10 protein-coding genes are annotated in these 10,231 nt (G+C 71.9%); 5 read left to right on the top strand and 5 right to left on the bottom strand.

All coding sequences use genetic code 11. The annotated features are described in order from the left end of the window. Positions 1-37 precede the first annotated feature (37 nt). Entirely contained in the window at positions 38-1,225 is a 1,188-nt protein-coding gene (locus tag ACCP09_RS37220) for an acetyl-CoA C-acetyltransferase (protein WP_027934374.1), read from the bottom strand. A 118-nt stretch (positions 1,226-1,343) separates the two neighbouring features. Here ACCP09_RS37220 and mce point away from each other — a divergent pair, with 118 nt between their 5' ends. Continuing rightward, positions 1,344-1,787, top strand: coding sequence for a methylmalonyl-CoA epimerase (gene mce, locus ACCP09_RS37215; protein ID WP_017984479.1), 444 nt, complete (start codon positions 1,344-1,346; stop codon positions 1,785-1,787). Here mce and ACCP09_RS37210 read toward each other — a convergent pair. Further along, complete coding sequence (locus tag ACCP09_RS37210; protein ID WP_027934373.1) at positions 1,784-2,374, bottom strand: TetR/AcrR family transcriptional regulator; 591 nt, start codon at positions 2,372-2,374, stop codon at positions 1,784-1,786. The genes mce and ACCP09_RS37210 overlap by 4 nt on opposite strands. 83 nt (positions 2,375-2,457) lie before the next feature. Then, positions 2,458-2,832, bottom strand: coding sequence for an SPW repeat protein (locus tag ACCP09_RS37205; RefSeq protein ID WP_027934372.1), 375 nt, complete (start codon positions 2,830-2,832; stop codon positions 2,458-2,460). Between the two features lie 211 nt (positions 2,833-3,043). Here ACCP09_RS37205 and ccrA point away from each other — a divergent pair, with 211 nt between their 5' ends. The 4 genes from ccrA to ACCP09_RS37185 all read left to right on the top strand — a co-directional run bounded on the left by ccrA (position 3,044) and on the right by ACCP09_RS37185 (position 7,781). Continuing rightward, entirely contained in the window at positions 3,044-4,381 is a 1,338-nt protein-coding gene (gene ccrA / locus ACCP09_RS37200) for a crotonyl-CoA carboxylase/reductase (RefSeq protein WP_017984482.1), read from the top strand. 14 nt (positions 4,382-4,395) lie between these two features. Continuing rightward, on the top strand, positions 4,396-5,457 hold the full coding sequence (locus ACCP09_RS37195; RefSeq protein ID WP_027934371.1) for a chromosome segregation protein: 1,062 nt from the start codon (positions 4,396-4,398) through the stop codon (positions 5,455-5,457). Positions 5,458-6,371: 914 nt separating this feature from the next. Further along, complete coding sequence (locus ACCP09_RS37190; protein ID WP_017984484.1) at positions 6,372-6,821, top strand: universal stress protein; 450 nt, start codon at positions 6,372-6,374, stop codon at positions 6,819-6,821. A 6-nt stretch (positions 6,822-6,827) separates the two neighbouring features. Further along, positions 6,828-7,781, top strand: coding sequence for an adenylate/guanylate cyclase domain-containing protein (locus ACCP09_RS37185; protein WP_433753624.1), 954 nt, complete (start codon positions 6,828-6,830; stop codon positions 7,779-7,781). Positions 7,782-7,851: 70 nt separating this feature from the next. Here ACCP09_RS37185 and ACCP09_RS37180 read toward each other — a convergent pair whose 3' ends face one another. Beyond that, on the bottom strand, positions 7,852-9,090 hold the full coding sequence (locus ACCP09_RS37180; protein WP_433753622.1) for an aldehyde dehydrogenase family protein: 1,239 nt from the start codon (positions 9,088-9,090) through the stop codon (positions 7,852-7,854). 51 nt (positions 9,091-9,141) lie between these two features. Further along, positions 9,142-9,870: a M50 family metallopeptidase gene (locus ACCP09_RS37175; protein WP_027934368.1), complete on the bottom strand. Its 729-nt coding sequence runs from the start codon at positions 9,868-9,870 to the stop codon at positions 9,142-9,144. Positions 9,871-10,231 lie beyond the last annotated feature (361 nt).

Genomic DNA, 10,231 nt, shown 5'->3' with positions numbered 1-10,231 from the left:
CGCGCGCGGTCGACGAGCTCCCCGACGTCCAGTGGCACTACAGCGCGGGCACCTTGATCAGCAGCGCGTCGCCCTGGCCACCGCCGCCGCACAGCCCGGCCGCGCCGAGGCCGCCGCCGCGGCGGCGCAGCTCGTGCACCAGGTGCACGGCCAGTCGGGCACCGGACGCGCCGATCGGGTGGCCCAGCGCGATGGCGCCGCCGTCGACGTTCACGATCTCCGGGTCGATGCCCAGCGCCTTCGTCGACACCAGGCCGACCGCGGCGAACGCCTCGTTGATCTCGACCAGGTCCAGCGCGCTCGCGTCCAGCTTCGCCTTCGCCAGCGCGGCCTTGATCGCGTTGGACGGCTGCTCGTGCAGGCTCGCGTCCGGGCCGGCGACCACACCGTGGGCGCCGATCTCGGCGAGCGGCTCCAGGCCCAGCTCCTCGGCCTTGGCCCGGCTGGCGACGACGACCGCGGCGGCGCCGTCGGAGATCTGCGAGGCCGAGCCCGCGGTGATGGTGCCGTCCGAGGCGAACGCCGGGCGCAGCTTGGCCAGGCTCTCCGCGGTGGTGTCGGCGCGCACGCCCTCGTCGGTGTCGAAGACGACCGGGTCGCCCTTGCGCTGCGGGATGGACACCGGCGCCAGCTCGGCCTTGAACCGGCCGGCTTCGGCGGCCGCGACCGCGCGCTGGTGCGACCGGGCCGAGAAGGCGTCCTGGTCCTCGCGCGTGATGCCGTAGCGGGAGTTGTACTTCTCCGTGGACGCGCCCATCGCGCACTGGTCGAACGCGCAGAACAGGCCGTCGTAGGCCATGTGGTCGAGCAGCGTGGTGTCGCCGTACTTGAAGCCGGACCGCGACTTCGGCAGCAGGTGCGGCGCCTGGGTCATCGACTCCTGGCCGCCGGCCACCACGAGGTCGAACTCGCCTGCGCGGATGAGCTGGTCGGCCAGCGCGATGGCGTCCAGGCCGGACAGGCACACCTTGTTGATGGTCAGCGCGGGCACGTCCATCGGGATGCCGGCGGCGACCGCGGCCTGACGAGCCGGGATCTGGCCCGCGCCCGCGGTGAGCACCTGGCCCATGATCGTGTACTGCACCTTGTCCGGGGACACCCCGGCCTGCTCCAGCGCGGCCTTGATGGCGATCCCGCCGAGTTGCGCGCCGGTGAAGTCCTTCAGTGAACCGAGCAGACGCCCAATCGGGGTACGCGCGGCACCCAGGATGACGGAACCGGACACAGCAGCCTCCAACAGACGAACGACGGCGGTCGATCCGACGATACCCGGAGCGGCCGTCCAGTACAGGTGTGAGCCGTGGCACCCACGTACGCAGGTGCCAAGCTTTATCCTCACCACTATGAATGACGCGCTGAAGCCGTTCGTGACGACCATCGACCACGTCGGCATCGCCGTCGCCGATCTCGACGCCGCGATCGACTTCTACGCGGAGAACTTCGGCATGATCGCCACGCACTCCGAGGTCAACGAGGAGCAGGGCGTGCGCGAGGCGATGCTGCACGCGCCGGGCGACGAGTCCGGCCCCGCCATCCAGCTGCTCGCGCCGCTGCGCCCGGACTCGACGATCGGGAAGTTCCTCGACACCAAGGGCCCCGGCCTGCAGCAGGTCGCCTACCGGGTCACCGACGTCGAGGCGGCCGCCGAGGCGCTGCGCGCCAAGGGCCTGCGCCTGCTGTACGACAAGGCCAAGCGCGGCACCGCGAACAGCAAGGTCAACTTCGTGCACCCGAAGGACGCCGGCGGGGTGCTCGTCGAACTGGTCGAGCCCGCCGCGTCGCACTAACCCGGCGCCGGCCGGGCCATCAGCGCGTCGGCGATGAAGTTCAGCTCCCGCTCCATCAGGTCCGGCGGGTCGTCCCCGGCGTGCCGCGCCACCGAGTGCCGGTAGCTCACCGCGAGCGCCAGCAGGCCGGCCGCGCTGTCCACGTCGGCCACCGCGAGGTCGCCCTCACCCGCGGCGATGATCACCGTGCGGACCTGCCGGACCAGCTGCTGGAACCGGTCGTGCAGCGCGTCCCGCACCGCCCGGTGGGTGTCGGCCTCCCGCCACAGCAGGTGGGACAGCATCCGCGACCTGGCGAGCCGCGCGTCGAGTTCGGACACCAGCCGCCGCAGGCTCTCCGCGATGTCGCCGGGCACCACGACCCGCGCGGCGTCGATCTGCTCGTCCGGCAGGCGCTTGATGAGCGCGGTGAGCAGGTCGGCCTTGCGGCGGAAGTAGTAGTGCACGAGTCCCTTCGGGACGCCGGCGCGCTCGGCGATCCGGGAGGTCGGAGTGGCGTCGAAACCGCTGTCCGCGAACAGGTCCTCGGCCGCGCGGAGGATCCGCTCCTTGGCCGGCAGGTCGTCCCCGTGTTCGGTGCGCGCCACTCCGCCCGCCTTTCGTACAGCTTGCCGGCCCACAACGCTAACCGAAAACCGGCGCGCCGTGGGCCGACCCCGGGCGCGACGGCTCAGTGCGCCGTCGTCATCCCACCGCGGTGCACCGCGTTCGCGACGGGCAGGGCCGCCAGCCCGGCGATCGCGGTGAGGGCGCCGATGATCCACGAGGACCACGCCGCCACGTCCAGTGCCGTGTACGTCATCACCCACGGCGCGATGAACAGCAGCGCCCCGAGCACGACCTGGACCCCCTCGCCGTAGACGAGACCCGGCATGGACAGCGAAAGCAGGCCGTCCAGCGCGATGAGGGCGCCCAGAACGATCATCGTCCACATGGTGGTGGTGTCGGTGTCGGCCCACAGGGGCGTCAGGACCGCCACCACCCCGAGCACGACCTCGGCCCAGTCGTGCGGACGGGTCCACGCCCGCTTCGAACGATCAGCCATTCGTGATCACCTCCGAACCCGATCCGGGAGACCACGCGGCGCGGTCTCCGCACTGCCATGGTGCTCCTTGATTGGCCGGCCGGTCAATCACGTCGGGATCACGGCGAACCCGGCACAACGGACGGGTGAGGTAGCCCTCCTCCCGGACAGTGGCGGATGACGTTACCGGCCAGTAATGTCAGGCACTCCAACCCAGCGCAGGGAGGCCGACATGACGATCACGGACATCCGGGATGCGATCCTCACCGGCGAGACCGCCGAAGTGGGCGCTCTGCCGGTGCCGGAGGCCTACCGCGGCGTGACGGTCCACGCCGACGAGGCCGGCATGTTCGACGGCATCCCCTCCCGGGACAAGGACCCGCGCAAGTCGCTGCACGTGGACGAGGTGCCCACCCCCGAGCCGGGGCCCGGCGAGGCGCTGATCGCCGTGATGGCCAGCGCGATCAACTACAACACCGTGTGGACGTCGATCTTCGAGCCGATCCCCACGTTCAAGTTCCTGCAGCGCTACGGGAAGCTGTCGCCGCTGGCCAAGCGCCACGACCAGCCCTACCACGTGGTCGGCTCGGACGCGGCCGGCGTCGTGCTGCGCACCGGGCCGGGCGTCCACCGGTGGAAGCCGGGCGACGAGATCGTCGCGCACTGCCTCAACGTCGAGCTGGAAGGCCCGGACGGGCACAACGACACGATGCTCGACTCCGACCAGCGGATCTGGGGCTTCGAGACCAACTTCGGCGGTCTCGCGGAGCTGGCGCTGGTCAAGGCCAACCAGCTGATGCCCAAGCCGGACCACCTGACCTGGGAGGAGGCCGCCTGCCCCGGGCTGGTCAACTCCACCGCCTACCGGCAGCTGGTGACCACCAACGGCGCGAACATGAAGCAGGGCGACGTCGTGCTGATCTGGGGCGCCTCCGGCGGGCTCGGGTCGTACGCGACGCAGTTCGCGCTCAACGGCGGCGCGATCCCGGTGTGCGTGGTGTCCAGCCCGGAGAAGGCGGAGATCGTCCGCCGGATGGGTGCCGAACTGGTGATCGACCGCAATGCGGAGGGTTACCGGTTCTGGAAGGACGAGAACACGCAGGACCCGAAGGAGTGGCAGCGCTTCGGCGCGCGCATCCGAGAGTTGACCGGCGGCGAGGACCCGGACATCGTGTTCGAGCACCCCGGCCGGGAAACGTTCGGCGCGTCGGTCTACGCGGCGCGCAAGGGCGGCACGATCGTCACCTGCGCGTCCACATCCGGATACCTGCACCAGTACGACAACCGGTACCTGTGGATGAACCTGAAACGGATCATCGGCTCGCATTTCGCGAATTACCGCGAGTCGTGGGAGGCCAACCGCTTGATCGCGAAAGGCCTGATCCACCCGACGCTGTCCCGGACCTACTCGATGACCGAGACCGGGCAGGCGGCGCTGGACGTGCACCGCAACGCCCACCAGGGCAAGGTCGGTGTGTTGTGTCTCGCCCCGGAGGAGGGTTTGGGCGTGCGTGATGTGGAGAAGCGGTCCAAGCACATCGACCGGATCAATTTGTTCCGCGGCGCCTAAGTAGTCTGGGCCGCATGAGCCTTGGCGACGAACGAGAGCTTGTACCGCTCGGCGCGGGTTTCGACCTGGCCAAGCGCGGTTACGACCGCCACCAGGTCGACGAGCACCTCGAACGGCTGGACAGCGACCTGAAAATGCTCGCCGCCGACCGGGATGCCGCCATCTCGCAGGCCGGCGACCTCGCCCGGCAGCTGGAGCAGGCTCGCGGCGAGATCGAGAACCTGCGCGGCCAGGTCGAGCGGCTCGGCCAGCCGCCGACGACGGTCGAGGGCCTGTCCGAGCGGTTGCAGCGCATGCTGCGGCTGGCGCAGGAGGAGGCCGCCGACACGCGGGCCCGCGCAGAGGCCGAGGCCGGGCACATCCGGGCGAAGGCCGAGTCGGACGCCAGTGCCATGCGCGCCCGCTACGAGCAGCTGCTGTCCGAGCTGGACGCGCGGCGCAAGGAGATGGAGGCCGAGCACCGCAAGGTGCTGGAGACCGCCCGCGCCGAGGCCGAGTCGATCACGAACAAGGCCAAGGAGGAGCGGGACCGGCTGGACCGCGAGGCCGAGCAGCGCCGCACGCAGGTCGAAGAGGACTTCGAGATCGCGATGGCGGCGCGGCGCACCGAGGCGATGCGGGTGCTGGCGGAGCAGGAGGCGACCAGCAAGGCGGAAGCCGAGCGCCGCGTCCGCGAAGCGACGGACGAGGCGGCCGCGATCCGCAAGAAGGTCGCCGAGGAAGAGGCCGCCGCGAAGGCCGAAATCGAACGCCGCCGCCGCGAGTCCATCGAGGATGCGAACCGCCGCAAGACGGAGTCGATCACCGAAGCGAACGCCCGGGTGGCGGAAGCATCCGACGAGGCGGCGCGCCGCGTGCGCGAAGCCACGGAGGAATCGAACCGCCGAATCAACGCGGCCGCCGACCGGGTGGAGGCGCTGCGCAAGCTGCGCGCGGGAATCGCCGAACAGGTCAAGGCCGCGCGCGAAGTGCTGCTAGAGGCGAACTCGGTGCTCGGCGAGGCCGAACCGGTGATCGAACCCCTGCCCGAGGAGCGGGAGGCCGCCCCGGCAGGAAAGCCCTCCGGGAGGCAGTAGGGATTGGCCAAGCCTGCCGAGTCGGCGCGGCAAGCGCGCCTCGGCAGGCCTGGCACATCGGGCTGGCCCACCTCGGCAGGTCGGGCAGGCCCACCCGACACGCCCGGCAGGTCCGGCAGGCTCGCCCCGGCACGTCCGGCTGGTCCGGCACGCTCGCCCCGGCACGCCCGGCTGGTCCGGCACGCTCGCCCCGGCACGCCCGGCTGGTCCGGCACGCTCGCCCCGGCACGCCCGGCTGGTCCGGCACGCCCACCACGACACGCCCGGCTGGTCCGGCACGTCCACCCCGACACGCCCGGCAGGTCCGGCACGCTCGCCCCGGCAGGTCCGGCCGGCTCACCCCGGCACGTCCGGCAGGTCCGGCAGGCTCGCCCCGGCACGTCCGGCACGCTTGGTTTCACCTGCCGGGCCCTGCCAATCGGGCAAGCTCTGTTTCGCCGACCAGACAGGCCACGATCCCACCGGCAGGACATGCCGCGATCCCACCGGCGGGACATGCCGAGACAGCCCAACCGAGCAGGCTCGGGGCCATCAGGGGCCGTCCGGCCGCGCCGAGCGACAGCGCGGCCGCACCCGACCCGCCGCACCCGACTCGCCGTGACGAGCAGCCTGACCGGTCACCCTGCGGTGGCACCTCCAGCGCGGGACCCACCTCGATCGCCACCGGCGCCGCGCTCGCGGCCCCGTCCGAGCCATCAGCGCCACCTTCGCTCAGGTTCGCCGCCACCGCCGCTGAGCCGCCCCACCTGCGCAGTTGTCGCCCCGGTGCAGGGGGTGCCCGAGCAGCTGTCATGCCCCGCCGAAGAACGTGGAACCGTCACCGGTGGTGGGGCTGCGCAGAAACCGACTGGCGAGTAACCTAGGGCGCCACTTGCGAAAGCGCACAGGCGCGCACCCTTGCCGGAGGTATTGGGATGGCTGCATACCGGACCGTGGTTGTCGGTACGGACGGGTCTGATTCATCGTTCCGCGCGGTCGACCGGGCGGCGGCCGTGGCCGCGGACTCCGGCGCCACGCTCGTCATCGTGTGCGCCTACTACCCGGCGAGCAGGCAGGACGTGGAGAAGGCCCAGGACGTCCTCGGCGAGGAGGCCTACCAGGTGGTCGGTTCGGCGCCGGCCGAGGACACGCTCCGCAGCGCCCGCGACCGCGCGCTCAAGGCCGGCGCGGGGTCGACCGAGACGATCGCCGTGGTCGGGGAGCCGGTCGAAGCCTTGCGCAAGGTCGTCTCCGACAAGTCGGCCGACCTGCTGGTCGTCGGCAACCGCGGCCTGAACACGCTCACCGGGCGGCTGCTCGGGTCGGTGCCGTCGGAGGCGGCGCGCAAGTCGGGCGTCGACGTCCTGATCGTGCACACCACGTAGGCCGTCGTGGACGCCGAGGGCCTCGAGAGCATCCTGCTCGGCGGCGAGCGCCGCTACACGCGGCTCGAGGTGGCCGAGAAGGCGGGGGTGCCCATCGAACGGGCCACCCGCCTGTGGCGGGCGCTGGGGTTCGCCACGGTCGGCGACGACGAGGTCGTCTTCACCGAGGCCGACGTCGAGGCGGTGCGCACCACCGACCAGCTGATCTCCTCCGGCCTGCTCGACCAGGGGCTGGAGGCGCCGGTGGCGCGCACGCTGGGCCTGCACCTGTCCCGGCTCGCGGAGTGGCAGGTGCGGATGCTGTGGACGCTGATCACCGAGAACGAGCACCTCGGCCAGGACGATTCACAGGTCGTGACGCTGGTCGAGCGCCTGCTGCCGGAGTTGCAGCGCGTGCAGGACTTCGTGTGGCGGCGGCACCTGGCGGCGTTCGCGGGCCGGGCGCTGGCCTCGCCGGAGGAGGACCTGGAGGCGCGGACCGAGGTCGTCGGGTTCGTCGACATGGTCGGCTACACGCGGCTGACCCGCCGCCTCGACGAGAGCGAGCTCAGTGCCGTGCTGGAGGGCTTCGAGCTGCTCGCGACCGAGGTGATCGCCGACCACCACGGCCGGGTGGTGAAGATGATCGGCGACGAGGTGCTGTTCGTCGCCGACGCGCCCGCCGACGCGGCCGAGATAGCGCTGACGCTGACCGAACGCACAGCGGCGGACGCGGAACTGCCGGAAGTCAGGGCGGGTCTGGCGGCGGGCCGGATCCTGAGCCGCTTCGGCGACGTGTACGGGTCGGTGGTGAACATGGCCGCCCGGCTCACGTCGGTGGCGCGTCCCGGCACGGTGCTGATCGACCGCGAACTGGCGGGCGAGCTGGCGGAGCTGCCGGGTTTCACGGTGCGATCCCGCCGCCCGGCGACGGTTCGCGGCTACGCGCGCTTGCACCCGTACGTGCTCAGGCGGGATTAGCAGGCTGCCGAGCGGAAATCGAGGCGGTCACCGGGCCGGGTGCCCCGGCGACCGCATCGGTCGTCCAGGCTCAGTTCGCGGGCAGGACCGCGTACTGGCGCACATACAGGTCCGTGTAGGTGACCGGCCCGCGGGGGCCCGGCACCTTGTCCAGGTTGATGCCGGTCTCCGGCACGGCCAGCAGCTTGAAGCCGTCCAGCAGGCGCGTCGGCGCGTTCCAGAACACGCCGGTGCCGGTGTAGCCGTCGAGGAAGGCCGAGGCGGTTCCGGCGTTCTCGGTGGCGATGCCCGCCGCCAGGCCGGAGGTCTGCTCGTTCGCGATCGACACGGCCTCGGTCACGTTGGCGACCTGCGCGACGGTCACCGTGGCCTCGTGGTCGGAGTCGAGCGCCCACTCGTAGCCGATCGCGTGGTCGTGCGGCGGCAGCGACGGCGTCACCTTCCGCTCGGCCAGCGCCTCGGAGATGACCGGCCACAGCTGGTCGTGCACCGCGGAGTGGATGAGCAGCAGGTTGAGCCGGTTGCAGACACCCAGCCGGTCGAGGCTGTTGAACACCAGGTCGCGGACCTTGCCGGCGTCGGCGGCCTCGTCGATGTACAGCACGCCACCGCCGTCGGCGTGGGCGAGTGTGCGCACGCCGTGCTGGGCGGCCTCCAGCGCGAGCGCGCGGGTGCTCTCGCCGCTGCCGCGCAGGATGACGAGCGGCACCAGGTCCGGGAACCGCACCAGGGCAGCGGCGGCCTCCCGCTCGACACGCGGCACCAGCTGCACGACGGCGGGATCGATGCCCGCGTCGGACAGCGCCGGGGCGATGACGACCTCCAGGAGCCGCTGCGCGGAACCGAGCGCGGCCGAGCCGGTGCGCAGCACCCCGCCGTTGCGGGACTTCACCAGCTGCGACGCCACGTCGACCGTCACGTTGGGCCGGGCCTCGTAGTTCGCGCCGATCACGCCCACCGGACGGCGCCGCTCGACCAGCCGCAGGCCGTCGGACAGCTCCTTCACCGGGATCTCGCGCTCCCCGTGGGGCGAGCCGGCCAGCAGGCGCAGCTGCTCGGCCATGCCGGTGAGCCGCTCCTCGGTGATCGTGAGGCGGTCGAGCAGTCCGGCGCTCATGCCTTCCTGCTGCGCCCGCGCCACGTCGGCCCGGTTGGCCTCCAGCACGGTTTCCCGCGCGTCGAGGAGCCGGTTCGCCATGGCGGTCAGGGCCGCGTCGATGGCCTCGTCGGACGCGGTGGCCAACGACGGGGCCGCCGCCTTGGCCGCCCGCGCGCACTCCTCAACAGCCTTCGCCACCTCGTCGGACACCGCTACCTCCACGCTGGGAACTGGGAGCCTCCAGTGTGCCGCACGGGCAGGTCAGGGCTGCAGCGCGGGTTCCAGCAGCCACGCGCCACCGACGAAGAGACAAGTGACCGCGAGCACGCCGAGCATCAGCATCCACAGCGCCGCCGGCACGCCGGTCAGCCGGGCGAGCTGGTCCGCGTCGGAGTCCCGCGCCGCACCGCGCCGCCGTTTGATCTGCAGCTCGATGACCGGCCGGAGCCCGCCGAACAGCAGGAACCAGGTGATCAGGTAGATGAACCACGCCTGGACCTGCGGACCGGCGACGAGCGCGACCGCCGCCAGACCGGCGGCCGTGAGCACCACGGACAGCACGCCGTACGCGTTGCGGACCATGACCAGCACCCCGAGCAGCAACAACGCGGCGAGCGCGAGCAGCACCGTGATGCGCCCCGCGGCCAGCAGGCTCGCGAAGGCCAGGCCGAGAATCCCGGGGGCCGGGTAGCCCGCGAGCGCGGTCAGGACCATGCCCGGCCCCTCGGGCTTGCCCCGCGAGACCGTGACGCCCGAGGTGTCCGAGTGCAGCTTGATGCCCTGCAACCGCCGTCCGGCCAGCACCGCGATCAACGCGTGGCCGGCCTCGTGCACGATGGTGATCACGTTGCGGGCCATCCGCCAGGGCGCGCCGGACAACACCAGCAGGAGCGCCACACCGCCGGTCACCAGCGGCACCGGGATGGACGGATCCGGCTGCGCCCCGAAGAGACCCGCCAGCACGTCGAGCTCTGCCGTCGCCTCGTTCACGCGCGGAAGCTCACCATATGGGGAGTGCGCTCCCTGTTATCACCCCCATCGCGTTCACAGCTCCTTCACTGGTAGTTGGGATGGGCGGAGCGGCCTGGTGCGGCTCACCGCGCCCGGCCGGCGACTGGTCGCGAGGCCCGGTGGCCCAGCCACAAGGCCGCCGAGTGGATGCCGCCGCGCGACCGTGGCGGTTTTGCATGTGCGGTGTGCAGGCGGGCTCCGGGCTGCCCAGTCGCCGGACCGGTAGGGCGGCGAGGAGACACAGGGCGCTGAAGCACACCGACAGCGCACCGGGCAGCGGCGGCGGGCTCCAACACCGAGACCGACACCGGCACCGGGCTGGCAGCGGCAGCGGCAGCGG

Source organism: Amycolatopsis sp. 3B14 (genome assembly GCF_050958625.1).
GTDB classification, from domain to species: Bacteria; Actinomycetota; Actinomycetes; order Mycobacteriales; family Pseudonocardiaceae; genus Amycolatopsis_E; species Amycolatopsis_E thermoflava.
This window is presented reverse-complemented; position numbering and strand designations above follow the sequence as displayed.

Excerpts from the sequence above, each read along its gene's own strand:
- mce (WP_017984479.1), top strand. The coding sequence starts at position 1,344 with ATGAATGACGCGCTGAAGCCGTTCGTGACGACCATCGACCACGTCGGC.
- ACCP09_RS37205 (WP_027934372.1), bottom strand. The coding sequence starts at position 2,832 with ATGGCTGATCGTTCGAAGCGGGCGTGGACCCGTCCGCACGACTGGGCC.
- ccrA (WP_017984482.1), top strand. The coding sequence starts at position 3,044 with ATGACGATCACGGACATCCGGGATGCGATCCTCACCGGCGAGACCGCC.
- ACCP09_RS37195 (WP_027934371.1), top strand. The coding sequence starts at position 4,396 with ATGAGCCTTGGCGACGAACGAGAGCTTGTACCGCTCGGCGCGGGTTTC.
- ACCP09_RS37190 (WP_017984484.1), top strand. The coding sequence starts at position 6,372 with ATGGCTGCATACCGGACCGTGGTTGTCGGTACGGACGGGTCTGATTCA.